This window comes from Bradyrhizobium sp. HKCCYLS20291 (genome assembly GCF_051167715.1).
Lineage (GTDB): Bacteria > Pseudomonadota > Alphaproteobacteria > Rhizobiales > Xanthobacteraceae > Bradyrhizobium.
Genome location: NZ_JBNPTO010000006.1, coordinates 238,103 through 255,594, shown reverse-complemented (window position 1 = coordinate 255,594; position 17,492 = coordinate 238,103). Strand labels below are relative to the sequence as shown.

Here is a 17,492-nt window from a genome sequence, read left to right as displayed (position 1 = left end):
CCCGCCCACCGGAGATCAATCACGCCGGCCACAGTCTTCTAAGGGCGCCCCCTGATCGGAGCAGCGTTCAACTCCCACAAGCATCCTCAAACCCGCTATTTTGACGAATGCCGTCGCCCGCTGCATCCATCCGCACATCCAATACTCCCCGGGTTTCGCCTCCCCCCCCCGTGACGTTGTTGTGCGCTCGTGTTCAGTTTTCGTCCTCAGATTCGCTGCACGAGAGATCGCACCGCATACTCCTAATTTCGTTTGTCAGGCGTCCGCTAGCTCAGACCAGCGTCGCGCTCGTCGGAGGCCATCCGAGTGCGGGCTCGGATCCAGGTGGAAGCGAAATCGAATGCGCGCTGGTCGCTGGACTTTGTCTCCGACCAGTTTGCCGATGGCCGGCGCTTCCGCATCCTCAACATCATCGATGATGTCACTGGGGGTGTCTGAGCGCGATCCGGGACACCTCGATCTCGGGCCGGCGGGTGGCACGAGAGCTCACGGCCATCGTCGCCTGGCGCGGGAAACTGGCATCGATCGTGTCCGAAAACGGCACCGCGTTCACCTGCAACGCGATGCTGGCCTGGCTGCGCAAACCCGACCAGCTCCGCCAATCGCCCGTTCCTCCACCCGCGCCAACCGTCTGCGGCCGGTCCGGTGTCTGGTCATTCAATGTCAACAAAAAGCTCGGCGTGTAGCCCCAAGCAACAGATCATTGACATCTCGCGCAATCTTGAGATCTTTATCGCTCTCGCGCGGTCAAAACGCGCTTGGCATATCAGCCGGGTTCTTAAGACGCGCGATGTTGTGGGCGTAGGTTAGTACGTTTCTTGCTAGGTCGTCGAAACTCCCATTTCCTAGCAACTGTATGATATCTGCACTTCGAGCCAGAGTCGGCTCGCCAGCGGTCTCGCGTTCATTCAATGCCCCCAAGATTATTTTGTAAGACGCCTTCTGTTGCCCCTTTTGTCTCTCGGTCATTTCCTGAGGCCTCGCCCATTCGTCCTCATGGCGAAATCCATTGGCTGCGGCGATCACAATCCGGCCCACCGAGCATCCACCGAATGATGGAGCCGCCAAATTCCAATGATCGCGCGGGTCGATGTCTTTCTTGAAACGGGAGAGCGCATTGCTGAGGGAGATCAGCAAGCAACCGGCCGCGTTGTGCGCGCCAAGATTGCAATTGCTTCCTTCTCATGCGACTCTCGGATTGCTCTCGCAAACGCAGCAAATTCCGGACCGAACGGATCTCCTGACATCGTCGCGTACCGCTGGTCGCCGGCAGCATTAAGGTCATCCCATATGCCAGATTGCCATTGGAGCATCTGTTGCACGGTATTGAACATGCTCTGCATGTTGAGTTCGGTAAAACCCCATAGCTCGACCAGCCGGTGCATTGCATTGTAAGCAGTCGACCCCACCTTAATGTCACCATCCGCGGTCGTGGCGAGGTCGCCATTCTCAATCGACCAATCAGCCGGCTCTTTCAAGAGTTCGAGCTTGTAAGCCTCAATGAGATCATCTGCCGGACGTACGTGGACAGGGTCGGCGGTCATTTTGCACCTAGTCGCACTTTGACGGAGCCTACCCGACCGCAAGTCGCAATCCAGGTCAACATCCAGGTCTTCCAGGCAATGATCTAGCGTCAGCCATAGGACGCTGGACGCGCTGCCGAGGCCTCTCTGAGTGGGCCCACCCCTGATCGAACTTGGGTGGAAGGCCCTGCCCTCTGGCAGTCAAACCCGAGCCGAGTTCAAGCACATTTGCGGGCGCACCAGTTTCGCAGCGCGCCAGCCTTGCAAGAAGCTTGTTGATAACTGCAAGATAGAAAGACCTGTCCCTTGATTTGTCCCTCGAACCGCGACCTTGCGAAATAATGCATAGAAATCAATTCATCAGGAGCTCAATTCGAATCTCTCCGAGCGCGCCAGGCCCGTTCTTGATGCCGGTTAGGCTCTCCCCCATCGGTTCAGCAGGCCTCCCACGCCCCCTCGACGGCCGCCGTACACGGTATTGAGCTACTTTCTCGCGAATGGCCGATGTCGGGACGTTGCGGCGTTCTCCAAGGCTCCCATCATCGGATGATGCAGGCCTTTGCCTGTCTGCTCCACTTGAAGAAGGACCCGCACGGCGGCCTGGGGCGGGCGCCCGCCGGGCACTCGTTCCACACCGGCGCGCCCGCCTCCCAGCCATCGACCACGCAGCCTCCGTTCGGCGCGACGTGGCATCCGGGTCCACAGGACTCGCCCGCATGAGAAGACCCACCGACCAGGCCCAGCACCAGTATTGCGAGACACAAGACTCTCATCGCTCTGCTCTCCCGAGACGAGACGGCTGACAACAATGCACGGCAACGAGAACAATACCGGCTACATTCCGTTCCCGAAGGGCAGCTTGCGTTCCTGACGCTCGTTGATCATGCCTCGAGCCCCCGTTCGTCATTCTCCACGAGCAGCATGGCGCCGGCGCGGCGGATGATCAGCCCCTCCCGACGCATCCGGCAGTCAAGCGACATCGAGCACAATCGGGCGCAGCGGCGCCGCGCGCGTACACCGCACGACTTGCTACTGCTTGACCGGTGCTGACGGCTCGTTTCGCACCCCGAAGATGCCCTTGAAAAATTCAAGGGTCTTGTTCGACGAGTCGGACGCGTCCGAGGTCGACGTCTGCGTCGTCGAACGCGCGATCTCGGCCTGAGCTTGCCTGCTTTTCCGTCGTGCATGCGCGGCGCTCCGCCGGCGCGATCCGGAGTCGTCGCCGACGACGATCGTGATCTTCTGCGACACCACAGGAGGATCGAAGTTGAAATGCTCGCCATCGCCGAGCACGAGCTGCAGCGTATGTTTTCCCGGCGGCAGCTCGATCCGGACCTCGGTCTCGCCGCCGCCATAGTGCAGATGCTTCCTGTCCTGCGGGATCGGTTCGCCCGCGCTGATCGGCTCATTGGAATCGATCAGCAGATGATGATGGCCGCTGTTGGCGAAACTGTCGCCGGCATGCGTGACCCCCATGTTGCGGAGGCCGAAGCGGCACCAGAATGCGCCCTTCACGGTGTCCCCATCGGTGGGCGTGATGAAATAGAGATGCGCATCCTTGGGTGCGGTCCTGCCCTGCCCCGACGCAAGCGCCGGCAACAGCGCGAACGCAGTGGCCAATCCCATCGCTGCAAGCGTCACGTGCCGACGCAGGCCAGGTCGTCGAGAACATTTCAGATCAGTCAACGCCGCCGAAGGCGCAGATGTGACGCTACTCATAACGCTCCAACCCGCAAACATATTGCACAACAGATATTGTCAACTTCGAAACAATGGCCGCCGTGTCGACGGTTCGCGCCCCGGGGCGCGTCCTGCTCAACGGTGCCGCTAACTCGGTCTGCTCGTCATCCTCCTCCGCACCAGCCCGCACTAGAGCGACTGAGCGACGCGGAAGCCATGCGTCGGATATCTTATCCGCCCATCGTAGCGGTCGCGGCTTCCGCTGCGCACGTAGCTTGGATCATTCTTCCACGATCCCGAGCGGATGACGTGGACGAAGCTCTGCTCGTCGACCCATGCCGAGCCGTTGGATGGCGCCCCCTGATAGTTCTTGTGCCAGCTGTCGGCGACCCACTGATCGACGGAGCCACCCATATCGAACAGGCCGAAAGGATTGGCCTGGAAGCTCCCCACCTTCATGAGGCGCGCGGGCTCGCCCGTCCCGTTGCATCCGTCGCAATTGGCCATTCCCGGGCGCATCTGATCGCCCCACCAGAATTTCGTGGCTGCACCTCCGCGCGCGGCATATTCCCATTCCGCCTCGCTCGGCAGCCGAAACGGCTTGCCGGCGGTGCGCGAGAGCCACGCCAGGTAGTCCTTGGCGTCGTAGTAGCTGACATTGGTGACGGGATTGTCCTCCGGACCTGTCGCCAAGTCCGCGCACGCCTTGTCGGTCACGCATGCGTTCCACTCGCCGACCGTGACGGGATATTTGCCGAGTGCGAACGGCGCGATCGTGACGCGGTGGACGGGAAGCTCCGCGCTTTCGAGGCCTCCCATTGCGAACGTATTGCCGGGGATCATGACCAGATCGGGCACGCGGTTCGTTGAACGCTTCGACGGCTCAGCAGCCATATCCGAATCCGTCAGCGAGGGTGCGGCCTTGGGCGGCGAAACGACCGCCGCAGCCTGCAACTCTGGCGCCGGACTTTGCATCGTCTCCACGGGGCTCGAACGCGCCGCGTCGTCCGGAAGCCCGCCTTGCGGCAGCGCTGGCGATGGCTCTGGCGTCGGCGCGACGGGCTGCGGCGGAGCCGGGCTCTCCGAAACGGCGATGCTTGCGCGGCTCGCAGCCGGCTCGAATGACTGGACCGCCTGCTGCTGCGGAGCCGGCTCGGGGAGCGGCGAGCCGGGACCACGGGCCAGCATGAGCCAGCCTGCGATGGCGATCAGAACAAAGGCGGCGAGAGTAGCCGCGGCGCGGAGCGAGATCAGCGACCCACGTTCGGCGCGCGAAGCGGCCGAGCGAAGCTTCGAGGCCAGATCGTCCTGTCCATGCGTCTGCCAGATCTCGGCAACGTTGCGAGCTTCCGCCGCAGAATACTGCTCTGTCGACACGCCGGGAATGCTGCAGACGATCCTTCCAGCCGCACCGCCATCGGACGCCGCCTCGACGCTGGCGGTGGCGCATCGGGACTCGAGGGAGTGCTGCAACGGCGGACACATCATCAGCAACAGGCCGCCGTCATCCGTGTTGCGGCGCTGCTGGATCTCCGGGCACTCGATCTGCTCATCGACACGCTGGAAGCTGGGCGGGCGCAGCGCGTTCAACGTCACCCGCACCGTCCGGCCGCACCGTTCGCACGGAACGGTCTGGGTGACCGAGACCATCGCCAACTCGCTCGCCGTTGAGCCCGCCGCGTGCCTCATCTCGTCGATCCCGATCATCTTCGTCTGGGACGCGCCCCGCATTGGCCCTGCTGGATCACTGCCCCCAGGCAGCAAACGCGTCCTTGAATGCGCGCTCACCGTCTGCTCCCTTTTCAATCGCCAGAACCGCCCGGCTGCCGCCGCTGTACACGATCGGGATGTCGATCCACTCCTTGCCCTTGAGCAGCAGCACGTTCCGCTTGGTGTCGACATCGCCGGCCGACAGCGCGATCATGAAGAACGTCGGCGTCACCTTTGCCGTGAGAGCGGACAACGGAGCGCCGCGCCCCGATTCCCTGGCCTTCATGCTCACGCCCCGCAAGGTATCGACGCCGGTGCGAGAGGCGTCCTCGGGCAGGTTGAACTTGACCTCCATGATGTGGCTTGCGGGCATTTCGTTTTCGACGTTGGGACGCAGCAACAGGGTGGCCGTCATGCGCTGATCGATCTCGATGTCGCCTTTGATGGATGCCGGCACCGCCCCGGCGCCCGGCTCGACGCGCCACGTCACCTTTCCCATGAATCGCTTGCCGCGAGGATCCGACGGATCCTCCTGGTACAGCACGGCGTGCGACACGAGCAGCTCGGCAGCGCTTGTCGCACCATCACTCGTCGCACCCTTGCCGTCCGGCGAAATCCGGTCCGCAATCACTTTGCGCGGCTCTGTACCGGCCGGCAGCGCGACCGCCGTCGAGCCTCCAGTCCAGAAAGCCGGCAGTTGACTGAAGACCCCTTGCCACGAGGTCGTCATTCGGTTCGTGGCCGACAGCCAATAGGCCGAAGCGCCGACCATCATGACCGCGACGGCTGCCGCAGCGACCATGAGGCGCCGGGCGCGCCATCGCCTCACTGTGCCAATCGAGCGCGAGCGGCGGCTCTCCGCCTGCGGCGGCAGGTCGGCGAGATCGCGCAACGCGTCGCGCCGCCGCGCGTCGGCCGGCGCCGCGCGGTCGAACGTCTCTGCCTCGGGCACACGCGGGTTCGATGAAGCCGCGGGGGACACCGTGCGCAACGGCAGCACGGTCGCGGTGGCCGGCGGTTCGGCCAGATGGAGAGAGTCGCTGTTGGTAAGTGATCCGGCAGCTTCCGACGATGTCGAGACCAGCGGCACTGGCGCGCCGGGCGAGTCCGGACCGCCCCAGTTCTCAGCTGCTCCACCATGTGCTGATTCCTGCGCTTCCCCGCTCCGCGCGCTGACGCGCGAGCGCGGGCTCAGCCAGGATGGCGGCGCGACGTGAATCACGCTGCTCTGTTGCGGCTCCCGCTCTGCCGAGAGCCGGGCGAGCGCCAGACCTTCGGCCACCGTGGCGATCTCATCCTCGATCGAACTCGCCGGGCGGGTAACCGACGGCTCGGCGTCCACGCTCGCACCAGCCGGTACCGGCGACTGTGCCGAAGTCGCAACGGTTGCCGGCGGCTCGGACTCCAGAAGCGGCAGGGGCGACGCCGTCATCGGCAGCACGACCGAATCGAGCCGGCGCGTCTGTCCTCGAAGCCGGATGATCCGATCGGGAAACAGCGACTTGACGAGATCGTAAAGTCCCGCGCCGGGCAGCAAGAGCTGGCGGATCGCGACGGGGCCGCTGCGTGCGGGAACATGATCGGCACGTCCGACGCCGTGATCGCCCGGCTCGAGAACATCGAGCGTCGGCCGACCCTGATCCGAGAGGACCACGACCTTGCGCCCCCGGAGAACCGCATTCAGTTCGCGCAGATCAGACGACGAGGCGTCGTCAACGATCACCAGATCGAACACCCCGAGGCGCGACGGAAGTTGCTCGGCGACACGCCAGGTCGGCATCAGCTGGCACGGAATTCCGTCATGGCATCCTTCCAGCGCCTCGCGCGCGATCTCGCGCAGCCGGGACGCCGTCAGGCCCGAGCAGGTCGCAGCCAGCTTGCGCAGCGTGGTCGTGAAGACGGTGAACGCGTGCATCACATCGCTGTCGATGTTCTGCGCCAGACTGAGGGCCGTCCGTGACACGACCACTTCCTCGAACAGCTCGCGCAAACGCACCTCGAGCGCGGCACGCGCGTCGGACAGATCGCGGAGCCGTTGCAACTGACCGACGACTTCGGTCTGTCGCGTCAAGACCGCCCAATTCCAGGCCATGACCCAATCTGCGACGAGCACCGGATCGCCGCCGTCCCGGTCTGCCGGCTCGGTCCTGATACGGCGGGCGAAGGCGCCTGCCCCAGCCGCGGTCATCGCTTGGCACACCTCATCGAGCAGTTCGACATCCTCGCGCCGCTCGTGCAGCGCCCGCAGTCTCGTGCGCACGGCGATCCAACGCCGCTCGATCTCGCGCGGACCGATATCATCGCGGCCGACCTGCGAGAGCACGTCTTCGCGAACCAGCGCTTCGATCGCACCGCAGCCGCGGAACAGCCGTTTCAGCCGGGCCAACTCCGTCCGCTGATCAGCGACGCGGCGAGCCGCGGTCCTGACGGCCGCCGCGAGCGCAGCAAGTCTCTGGCCATCGCCGAGCAGATCGGCGATGTCGACGTCCCGCATCGAGAGCTTTGCGGCATTGCTCGACACGTTGCGCTTGGCCAGGGCGGCCGTCACGACCGCGATCTCGACGCTCCTCGCGATGCGCTCGTGCCCCTGGAGCGGGTGCGATGCTTCCAGCGCAGGCGCACCGACGGCCGGCGCCAGAGAACGCCATCTCGCGTCGAGCGAATGCTGGTGGCGCCGCCACGTCAGGTGATCGCGGACAACACTCCAATCGGCAGCCGTCTTCGGCGCGAAGCCCGCCAGCTTGATCGCGTCCACGGTCTGCTTCAGCGCACGACCGGACGGCGACAACCGCGCCAACAGCTTGGTACTGCCGCCGGCAGCCAATCGCTCCACGGCCGCAACGAGATCGTGGTCGATGAAATTATCGTCCGGCAGTTCCACCGGCCGCGCCAGCACGTCGGCACGCCGCGCCAAAAGGGCCGAGGCATCGCGTGCGAAGTCGATCACCATGGCCGCTTCGCGCGGTCTTTCGCCGCCACGCGCACCGATCGGCGACAACGCGGCGAGCCAGGGCTGTTCGGCGATGATCCGATGCGCTGCTGCCAGTGCATCGAGATCACTGGCAAATTTGTCGGCCTCGTCTGGTCCAAGCGCCGCGGCGGCAGCCCGGCCGAGCCGGTCGTCCCGAACCTCCGCACTGCCCTGCGCCGTCGCTTGCAGATCCTTGTGCAGGCGCACCAAGGTCGCGGCGTCCGGCAGCGTCGCCATCTTGGGAAGCTCGTCATCGACATATTTGAGATCGGCGCCCAGCCGCAGCCGCGCTGCGCGCGCCTGATCGGCGGCGGCGATCAACAGATCGGTCTCGGCCAGAAACCGTTCCGGGCGATCGGTGAACCAGGCATAGTCGTCTCGCTCGGCGATCAACGACGTCAGACCGTCGACCGGCAGGTCGGAGACGCCCTGTGACCTCAACGTGCTCCGGTCGACGATCTCGGCCGCCTCGTCATCGAGACGCGAGATCTCCTGACTGGTCGCGACGATGTCGCGTTCCAAGCGGTTGACCGCTTCAGCCTGCTCGTGCAGGTCCATCCTCTCGACGATGGAGAGAAGACGGCCCACGACCAGCTCCGCTTCCCGCAACGCGCCCTTGTCCGACGCCGTCAGATTGAGGGTGAGATCACGCACGGCGCCGGGCAGCGCACCGGACAGATTAGCGAGCGCCGCCTCGTCGCGCGAGACCACGAGCACGCGCAGCCCCAGAGCGAGATGATGACAGACCAGATTGACGATCGCGGAACAGCGATCGGTACCGACGGCGCCTTGGACGACCACGCCGTCCGATCGTCTGAGCTGGCGTACGATCTCCATCTGGTCGGAGTTGGTCGGCAGGGGAAAGAACAGGTCGCCCTGGTCGTCAGCGGCTTGCGCGGCGGGTGCGACGTCGATCGGATGACCGATCACGCCGGAGGGCCGCTGGCGCAGCATGTCCCGGGCGTCGTGGTCCGGAGCCCCGAGCAGAACATTGAGCGGCGTGGTCAGGCAGCAGGCGCTCTTCGGTCCATACTCGATCGCTCGCCTCAGACGCTCGAGATCGCGCAGCAGCGTCTCGTCCGAGCGCTGCCGGGCGAACATCACCCAGCGATCTGAGACCATCAGCCGCTCGCCTGCTTCCGGCAGCGGATGCGCCGGGCCCGGCGCGCCCGGACAATAGCGGGCTTGCGGATCGAGGTGGGAGCTGATCGCGGTGAGCACCGGCTCGAAACCCGCGGGTTGGAACGGCGATATCTCGCTGCCTCGGCCGAGAGCCTGCAGGAGCGCTTCGGCGTGATCACCTGCCGATGCCGCCGAGGGCGTCATCGGCTCGAAGGCGCCGAGGCGGACCACCGCGCCGGCCATCCGGGGGCGAACCCTGATTTCCGCCTCTGCACTTTCGACGACCTCGATCTCGACGAGACGCTCGAGCACCGGCAGATCCAGGTCACGTCCCTGTCGTCGCCAGCGGCTGACGCCCAGTCCCCAGACGATCTCGCAATCGCCCCGACCGGCCACGTTAGCCAGTTCGCGCAGCCGTCGGTGCAGGTCGATGGTACGACGGATCGGCCGTTCGGCCGCGGCCCACGTGGCCCACGAACCCGCGAGATATCGCTCCAGGCGCTCGACGATGTCAGGGCGCTGCTCCAGACGCAGACGTACGCTCCAGAGTCCCCCGGCGGCATCGCCCGACTCCGCCTGCGAGCAGTGCTCCGCATGCGCCTGCCCGAGCGCGACCAGGCGATCCTTCTCGGTCTCGTCTACCGTGATCGTGGCGCGCTGCCGGACCAGTGGACGTCGGTTCGGATCATCGGACACGCCGATCCACAGGACCAGATCCGAATCCACAGCCGGCGGCTGGGTGGCAACGAGGCCTTCGACGCAGAGCCACACCGGGCCGTCCGCATCGAACGTGTCGCGGGTGACGCCGGGCAGGTCCTCAAGCTCGTGCTGATGAAGCACGAAACGGGTGCCGTCCGACAACTGATAGTCCGACACGCGCTGAACCGCCTCGCGCCCATGCGAGACTATATCGCTGAGATGACCGAGGATGGTCTGCAGCGGTCCGATCGCTGGCTGCAACCGATGGACAACATTCATGGTGTCTTTCCGATCCGAGCCGATGCGCGCCACGACCCGCGCCGCACCTGGTGATAGGCATGATGATCAAAGCAAGCAGACTTGAACATTTTCAATCTTGGTAAGGTTCGCGTCTCCCGCCGCACCGCGATTGCACTGGTCGAGATTTCGCGGCGTTCAACGGACGACAGGACTAACTGGCCAATAGGGTCACGCAATGCGGCGTAATGATGGGTGCCTCGCCACACGGGCTGCAAAACCGCCAAGATGAGCCAACTGATTTGTAGGCCTTCCAAAAACTTCGGATCTGACGAGCCGCGGCTACTTTAGAATTCGTTTAAGTGCCGCGACTTTCCGCACGCTCGGCTGCCTTGATTGCGTGCGGCAGGCGGTCGCACGATCCCGAGAGCCGCCGAACCAGAAAACCCGCACGTCATCCTGCCGCAATCCGAGCAGAGCCCGCGTCCGTTTTCCCGTGTGATTTGAATGGGCGCTCCAGACAATGCCATCGCGTCAACGCAATTTGTCGCACAACGCCTCGATCGCTGACGAAGTGTGGCCTCGCTCACGAACTCGCGCTGCGGCGGCTCGGCTTCAATCGATGATGCGTATCATGTCATTGCGCCCGCGATGATTGTCGCGCGCCGTAATCGGCAGGAATTCGCGGAACTTAGCCGATAGCGGCATGCCTGGCAGCGCCCGCCCGCGCGTCTGCCGCACAACCTCGTCCGCCGTTGCGCGCATCGCTCTGCCCAAGTGCCGTCACGTCAACATCGCCCGCGAGCCCAAGTATCGACATTGCGGGCTTCTAGCGGCGAAGGACTTGCATTTGCACACACGGTCAGTGCTCAGGCGGCGCGGGTGAGGGTTGGACGTCCGCACGTCATTGATGGGGAGGTTGGACTGATGGATTTGGTTAGCTGCAATGTGAGACCTGGAGGACGCGCGCTTACGCACGTCGTTGCATCGGGTCTCAGCAATGGTTCTCGAGCGGCGCGCGGCCGGGGCAGGCTCCTGCCCTCGCTCCTGGCTGCCGTTTCAACGCTGGCGCTGGGCGCCGTGACGGCGAAGGCGGCGGAAAATGCGCCGTCGCGTGCGACGGACGGGCCGGCGGTCAAGGCGCTGATGGCGAAGCTCGAGTCCATGGAGCAGCGCATCAACAGCCTCCAGGTCGAACTCAAGGACGCGAAGGCGAAGAAAGCTGCCAGCGTCGGACAGTCCGCATCGCTCGCATCGAGGCGACCGGCGGACAAGGTGGCGCTCACCGACAGCAAGGACCAGCGCGGCAGCGCGTCGAAAGCCTCACTCAACGCCGCATCGGCGTCCACTTCCAATGCCATGGCGTTCGCCGATCCGAAAAGCTCCAAGACGGGCGAGCAGGCCCCGGAGCGCGCGGAGTCGCCGACTCCGGCGTCACGCCTGGCCGCGGCATTTGCAGATTCGGAGCCGAAGCCCCGCTTTCAGCCGGCTGCCGATCTCAAGGGACCCCCGCCGTCGCCCGGAAGAGATCTGTTCGGCGCTGCGCCGACTCCCGTGTCCGGCATGAAGATAGGCATGTACGGCGAGATCAAATTCGGCTCGATGCAGAACCCCGACGCCAACGGCCAGTGGCAGAACGGCTTCGACGCGCACCGCTTGGTGCTGCTGCCGACCTACCAGGTCAACGACTACATCACCTTCAATGCAGAGCTGGAATGGGAGCACGGCGGCATCGCGTTCGACAATGACGACAAACTGCACGGCGCGGTCGAGGTCGAACAAGCCTTCTTCGACATCAAGTTCAACGACTATTTCACCTTGCGCTCTCCGGGCGTCGACCTGATCCCGATCTCCTTTACCAATCTCTACCACGAGCCGACGCTGTTCTACAGCGTGCGGCGGCCGGAGCTCGCCAACGGCTTGATTCCGACCACATGGTATGCACCCGCGGCCGGATTCTACGGCAAGATCGTCGACGGCTTGAACTACCAGTTCCAGGTCAGCCAGAGCGCCGAGGACTTCGGTGACAGCTTCGATCGTCGCGGGGACAATGGCCACATCACGCCCGGCGGCTATGAGGGCGGCATCAATGGTCTGGAGGCGCTTCAGCTTTCTCGTCCGCCGATCGGCGACAATCGTCAGTTGAGCAACCAGCTGGCCTATACGTTCCGATTGAGCTACACGCCGTCGTTCCTCCCCGGCTTTGCCGGCAGCTCGGCGATCTACTACTCGCCGAACGTTACGCCGCGCGGCGCCTACGCCACCGATCCCAACGGCAACGAGCTTCAGCTCGGCAAGAACGCGATGACGATCTTCAATACCGAGGCTCGCTATCGCGTTCCGAACACGGGGCTCGAGCTGCGGGGCGAATACGCCTTCGTGAACTTCTCCAACCCGGAGAATCTGCGTGCCAACAACGACCTTGTTGACGACAACAACGTTGGCAAGAACATGTGGGGCTACTCGGGCGAAATCGCCTATCACTTCCGGGCGCCCAACGATTACGACATCGTGCCGTTCTACCGTTACACCCGGCAGAATTTCCAGACCTCCGGCATGCTCGGCTCTGACCTGACGAACGGAATCAACAATATCACAGGTCACGGCGACATGACGTTCCACGACGTCGGCCTCGCCATCTTCCCGAATCCGAGCCTCGTCTACAAGCTGAACTACACCAAGGTGATCGACCACAGCGCCGCTGGCGCGATGTCCGATCGCATTCTCGCCGGTGTCGGCTGGCTCTGGTAGCCGACCGGACAACGGAGAACCCGCTTGACGCACGACAATCTGTCTGGCGCAGGCGGGCGGCAACAAGCTGGGGACGGAAGGCCGCTGCTTTCCGTCCCGGGCATCTCCTCGACAAGCATGCGTACTCATCAGAGCGGGCGGGCGGGCAAGTGGTTTGGAATGCTGATGTGAGCTCCGGCAGGCTGAGATACGGCACGGTCTCGGCTGCTCTGATCGTCGTCGCGCTCGGGCTTGCTGCGTGCAACCCGGCCACGCTCAACAGCGATGATCGCGGTGACGACGTGATGGGCAAGGTCGGCCGGCTCGACCTATCACCCCGCTATCCCCGGCAGGTGCTTCCCGAGCAATCGCCGGCAGCCCGTCGCGCGCGCGCAGAAATCTATTCCGGTGCCGACGATGCGAGAAGCGCACGTAATGCCCGCGCGGAAGCACCGTCGTCGGACTCGCTCCCGGTCGAGCAGGTGGCTGCGCATTCGCAGCCGGTCGGCAACGGATTCGAGCTGAATTTCGAGAACACGCCGATCGCAACCGTTGCCAAGGTCGTGCTCGGCGACGTCCTCGGCGCCGGCTACACCATCGACCCGCGAATTCAGGGGACCGTTACACTCTCATCGGTGCGACCGGTTCCGAAGTCCGATGTCGCCTACGTCTTGGAAAACGCGCTTCGCCTCGCCGGCACCGCGCTGGTCCGCGACAATTCGGGCTACCGCCTGATTCCGCTCGGCGACGCCGTCGGGGCGGGCAATGTCGACCGTGGAAGCTCGACAGAGCCCGGGTACGGCATTTCGGTGCTGCCGCTGCAATATGTGTCAGCGTCGACATTGCTCAAGCTGCTCGACAGCTTTGCGCTCAAGCCCGGCACCGTGCGTGCCGACCCCGGCCGCAACGTGTTGCTGATCCAGGGGACCGGCGCCGAACGCCGGACCGCGATCGACGCGGCACTCAGCTTCGATGCCGACTGGATGCGCGGTCAATCAGTCGGGATCTTCCCGATCGCGAACGGCAATCCCGAGCCGATCGTCGCCGAACTCGAAAAGATCATGGACGCCGGCGACAGCGGTCTCGGCCAGAACATGGTCAAGTTCCAGACCGTCAGCCGAATGAACGCCGTGATGGTCATCAGTCGCAAGCCGGCGCTGCTGCACACTGCGGAAACGTGGATCAAGCGGCTGGACAGCGGCAACACGCTGCGCAACAGCGTGCACGTCTACCGCGTCAAGTATGGCGAGGCTCGCCAGATGGCGCGGGTGCTCAACGACATGTTCACGGTCTCCGCCGGCGCTGCAGAGGCAGCTTCGAACGACCTCGCGCCTGGAACGGGTGCATCGACCAACTCGAGCATCGAGCGGCTCTCGGCCGCCGGCACGACGGGGTCTGGCCAGCCATCGGGCTCCAACGGGCTCGTCGCCAACCGGGGCTTTGGCGGGACGCCGCCGCCGACCCAGGCCGGCTTCGACGCGGGATCGGACTCGCGCGCGTCTCCTGCCGGCAGCAAACCGCTGATGGACGGCGTGCGCATTACGCCCGACGTCGTCAACAACACGCTTCTGATCTATGCCGACAAGGAAAACTATCGGGTGATCGAAGCCACCCTGCGGCAATGCGATCGTCCGCAGCTGCAGGTCGCGATCGACGCGACGATCGCCGAGGTCACGCTGAACGACTCGCTGAACTATGGCGTGCAGGCCTATCTGACCAGCAAGAATCTCGGCCTGAGGCCCGATCAGGGATCGGCGCTCAACACCACCTCGACCTCGGCGCCGACGGCCGTCGCCTCGGCGGCGGGATCGATCACCAATGCCTTTCTCAGCCGCGCGTTTCCGGGATTCAATTTCCTGATCGGATCGGAATCACAGCCGAGCGCGATCCTGAGCGCGCTCCATACCGTCACGGACGTGAAGGTGTTGTCCAACCCGTCGCTGGTGGTGATCGACAACCAGGCCGCGACATTGCAGGTCGGTGACCAGGTGCCGGTCTCGACCGGCAGCGCCACCGTGCTGACCACCAACAACACGGTCGTCAACACGATCGACTATCGCAACACCGGAATCATCCTGCGGGTCGCTCCGCGGGTCAACGAGAACGGCAATGTCAGGCTGGAGATCGAGCAGGAGATCAGCAACGTCTCGCCGCAGACCGCCAACAGCCTGACGCCGACGGTCGCGCAGCGCAAGGTGAAGAGCTCGGTTGCCGTAGCCAGCGGCCAGACTGTCTTGCTGGCCGGTCTCATCAGCGAAACCCACCAGGGCACGCGCAACGGCATCCCCGGCATCGACCAGATCCCCGGCCTCGGCGACCTCTTCAGTCACAACGACCGCAGCCGCGGACGGACGGAGCTGATCATCTTCATCCGTCCGCAGATCATCCGCGACGGCACCGATGCCCACTATGTCGCCGAGGAACTGCGGTCCAAGCTGCGCGGCACGATCCGCCCCGTGTCCACCACTGCACTTGAATCGTCCCGGAGCAACCGATGACCCGGCGTGCGAAGGCCGCAATTGCATGGCTGTCGTTTGCGCTCGGCATCGCGGCCGCGGCGCCGGCGGCCGAGGCCCGGTCGTCAGGAGCGGCGTGGGCGGCATTCGCCCGCGGCGACTACGTCAGGGCTGCAACCTTGCTGGCGCCGATGGCGCAGCACGGGCATCCACGCGCCATGACCAGGCTCGGCTACATGTACGAGAACGGACTAGGTGTTCCACAATCCTATGAGACGGCGGTCGATCTCTACGCCAGAGCCGCCGAACGTGGCGATCCGACCGCGCAGCATCTGTTTGGCCTCGCCTACGACAAAGGGCACGGCGTGCCAACGGATCCGGTGCTGGCCTACAAATGGCTGAGCCTTGCAGCCGGCGCCGCGTCGGCTCGCGAGCGCGGGCCCTATTTGCGGATACGCGACGCCGTCGCGTCCAAGATGTCGTCAGATCAGATCGTCGACGGCCAGCGTCTCGCGGTTCAATGGCAGCAGGGACTGCGCGACCAGGCCATCGTGGATGGGCACCATGCCGATTTATCGGTCTTCTAAATCGCAATTCTCAAAAGGATCATCTTCCGTACCGACAACGACGTGCTTCGCATGCCTGCCTTCGGCAATGAGGTGACCGACAACGATCCGTCACGGAACGCGCCATGAACCCGACTCCCCCTCCTCTTCGACTGGCCGAGCAGCTGCGCGGTGGCGGCCGGCTGGCCTCGTCCGGCGCCCGGCCGGCGGACGCTGCAGTGGCCGGTGGACGATCGTCGGAGGCGATGGAGATCACGGCCGCCGAACGCGCCGACGACATCGCCGGGCGGCTCGGATTGACTCGGATCACTTTGGCCGAGCTGCTGGCATCGAAGTCGCTGGCTGAGCATTTTTCCCGGCGTTTTCTTCGGGAGACGATGGTCTTCCCGTTTCAATCCGATGAACACAAGCCGTGCCTTGCGGTGGCCGATCCCGGCGATACCGCGGCCGCGCGCGCAGCCGAGCTGGTTTTCGGTGGTCCGGTCGAATTGGTGGTCGCATCGTCCGAGGACATTGCCACCGCGCTGAACCGGCTGGCCGGCGACGACGAGATGCCGGCGCGCGAAGCCGCCGAGCAGCCGCAGCGGCAGGACGAGGACATCGAAAGCCTGCGCGACCTCGCCACCGGCGCCCCGGTGGTGCGCGCCGTCAACGATCTGTTCGAGCTGGCGGTCGAACTGCGCGCCAGCGACATACACGTCGAGGCCACGCGGAACGGACTGTCGTTGCGGATGCGTGTCGACGGTCTGTTGAAGCCCGTTCCCGAGCCCGTAGGTGTTCTGCCCCAAGCCGTCATCTCGCGGATCAAGATCGTCGCCGGGCTGAACATCGCCGAGCGCCGGCTGCCTCAGGATGGCGCTGCGCGGCTTCGCGTCGGCCGTTTCGAGCTCGACGTCCGCGTCGCTGTGATGCCGACGCACCATGGCGAGTCGGCCGTGATCCGGCTTCTCCCGAAAGACCGCGGATTGCTGTCCATCGAGAAGCTCGGCTTCGCTGCCCACGACGATCGATCGCTGCGCCGCCTGCTCGCTCTGCCTCACGGCATGATCGTGATCTGCGGGCCGACGGGCAGCGGCAAGACCACGACGCTCGCGACGGCGTTGTCGATCCTCAATGAGCCGACACGGAAGATTCTCACCATCGAGGATCCGGTCGAGTATGAGCTTCCCGGCATCAACCAGTCGCAGGTGAAGCCGGCCATCGGACTGACCTTCGCGGCCGCCCTGCGCTCCTTCGTGCGACAGGATCCCGACGTCATCATGGTCGGCGAGGTCCGCGACGGCGAGACCGCCCATGTCGCGGTTCACGCCGCGCTGACCGGGCACCTCGTGCTGACGACGTTGCACACCGAGAGCGCCGCGGCCGCCATCCCGCGGCTGCTCGACCTCGGTGTCGAGGACTTCCTGCTGCGCTCGACCTTGCGCGCTGTGATCGCGCAACGGCTGGTGCGCAGGCTTTGCGAGCGCTGCAGATCCCGGAAGGTTCTCTGCACCGACGATCTCGCCGCCGACCCGCGCTACGTCGCGGCAGGGTTTGCGGCTGGCGAAGCAGTCTACGAGCCGTCCGGATGCGAGAGCTGCGGCGGCACCGGCTATCGCGGGCGGCTCGGAATCTTCGAGGTGCTCGAACTGAACCAGGAGGTCCGCTCGCTGATCCAGGGCGCAACCGATGCGACGGTCATCGATCGCAGCGCCATTCGGAACGGGATGACCACGATGCTCGACGACGGCGTCGCGAAATGCCGGGCCGGAGCGACCTCGGTCGCCGAAGTCCTCCGCGTCACAACGTTGCGGTGAGC

General features: G+C 64.8%; 10 protein-coding genes and 1 pseudogene. 5 read left to right on the top strand and 6 right to left on the bottom strand.

Features of this window, described 5'->3' with window-relative positions; all coding sequences use genetic code 11:
- Positions 1-303: 303 nt before the first annotated feature.
- Positions 304-575 (top strand): annotated as a pseudogene (locus ACQR07_RS16235) (DDE-type integrase/transposase/recombinase); the annotation flags it as partial.
- Positions 576-747: 172 nt separating this feature from the next.
- Here the strand turns inward: ACQR07_RS16235 and ACQR07_RS16230 are convergent.
- The 6 genes from ACQR07_RS16230 to ACQR07_RS16205 form a co-directional block, all read right to left on the bottom strand.
- On the bottom strand, positions 748-1,137 hold the full coding sequence (locus ACQR07_RS16230; RefSeq protein WP_434903234.1) for a hypothetical protein: 390 nt from the start codon (positions 1,135-1,137) through the stop codon (positions 748-750).
- On the bottom strand, positions 1,131-1,544 hold the full coding sequence (locus ACQR07_RS16225) for a hypothetical protein (RefSeq protein WP_434903233.1): 414 nt from the start codon (positions 1,542-1,544) through the stop codon (positions 1,131-1,133). The genes ACQR07_RS16230 and ACQR07_RS16225 overlap by 7 nt, the downstream gene beginning before the upstream one ends.
- A 518-nt stretch (positions 1,545-2,062) precedes the next feature.
- Entirely contained in the window at positions 2,063-2,296 is a 234-nt protein-coding gene (locus ACQR07_RS16220) for a hypothetical protein (RefSeq protein WP_434903232.1), read from the bottom strand.
- Positions 2,297-2,552: 256 nt separating this feature from the next.
- Positions 2,553-3,149, bottom strand: coding sequence for a DUF4399 domain-containing protein (locus ACQR07_RS16215; RefSeq protein WP_434903231.1), 597 nt, complete (start codon positions 3,147-3,149; stop codon positions 2,553-2,555).
- A gap of 243 nt (positions 3,150-3,392) precedes the next feature.
- Positions 3,393-5,009 (bottom strand): SUMF1/EgtB/PvdO family nonheme iron enzyme, encoded by a 1,617-nt coding sequence (locus tag ACQR07_RS16210; protein WP_434903230.1) that lies wholly within the window; start codon positions 5,007-5,009, stop codon positions 3,393-3,395.
- Positions 4,948-9,984, bottom strand: coding sequence for a helicase (locus ACQR07_RS16205; protein WP_434903229.1), 5,037 nt, complete (start codon positions 9,982-9,984; stop codon positions 4,948-4,950). Before ACQR07_RS16205 ends, ACQR07_RS16210 begins: the two co-directional genes overlap by 62 nt.
- A gap of 885 nt (positions 9,985-10,869) precedes the next feature.
- Here ACQR07_RS16205 and ACQR07_RS16200 point away from each other — a divergent pair.
- The 4 genes from ACQR07_RS16200 to ACQR07_RS16185 all read left to right on the top strand — a co-directional run bounded on the left by ACQR07_RS16200 (position 10,870) and on the right by ACQR07_RS16185 (position 17,490).
- Positions 10,870-12,693, top strand: coding sequence for a hypothetical protein (locus tag ACQR07_RS16200; protein WP_434903228.1), 1,824 nt, complete (start codon positions 10,870-10,872; stop codon positions 12,691-12,693).
- Between the two features lie 167 nt (positions 12,694-12,860).
- Positions 12,861-15,170 carry a type II secretion system secretin GspD gene (gspD, locus tag ACQR07_RS16195; protein WP_434903227.1) on the top strand — a complete coding sequence of 770 codons (2,310 nt, stop codon included), beginning with the start codon at positions 12,861-12,863 and terminating at the stop codon, positions 15,168-15,170.
- Positions 15,167-15,715, top strand: a complete 549-nt coding sequence (locus ACQR07_RS16190; RefSeq protein WP_434903226.1) for a tetratricopeptide repeat protein — start codon at positions 15,167-15,169, stop codon at positions 15,713-15,715. The genes gspD and ACQR07_RS16190 overlap by 4 nt, the downstream gene beginning before the upstream one ends.
- A 104-nt stretch (positions 15,716-15,819) precedes the next feature.
- Positions 15,820-17,490 carry a GspE/PulE family protein gene (locus ACQR07_RS16185; RefSeq protein WP_434903225.1) on the top strand — a complete coding sequence of 557 codons (1,671 nt, stop codon included), beginning with the start codon at positions 15,820-15,822 and terminating at the stop codon, positions 17,488-17,490.
- The last annotated feature ends 2 nt before the right edge of the window (positions 17,491-17,492 follow it).

Coding starts and splice junctions, on each gene's coding strand:
- ACQR07_RS16185 (WP_434903225.1), top strand. CDS start 15,820: ATGAACCCGACTCCCCCTCCTCTTCGACTGGCCGAGCAGCTGCGCGGT.
- ACQR07_RS16200 (WP_434903228.1), top strand. CDS start 10,870: ATGGATTTGGTTAGCTGCAATGTGAGACCTGGAGGACGCGCGCTTACG.
- ACQR07_RS16190 (WP_434903226.1), top strand. CDS start 15,167: ATGACCCGGCGTGCGAAGGCCGCAATTGCATGGCTGTCGTTTGCGCTC.
- ACQR07_RS16225 (WP_434903233.1), bottom strand. CDS start 1,544: ATGACCGCCGACCCTGTCCACGTACGTCCGGCAGATGATCTCATTGAG.
- ACQR07_RS16205 (WP_434903229.1), bottom strand. CDS start 9,984: ATGAATGTTGTCCATCGGTTGCAGCCAGCGATCGGACCGCTGCAGACC.
- ACQR07_RS16215 (WP_434903231.1), bottom strand. CDS start 3,149: ATGGGATTGGCCACTGCGTTCGCGCTGTTGCCGGCGCTTGCGTCGGGG.
- ACQR07_RS16220 (WP_434903232.1), bottom strand. CDS start 2,296: ATGAGAGTCTTGTGTCTCGCAATACTGGTGCTGGGCCTGGTCGGTGGG.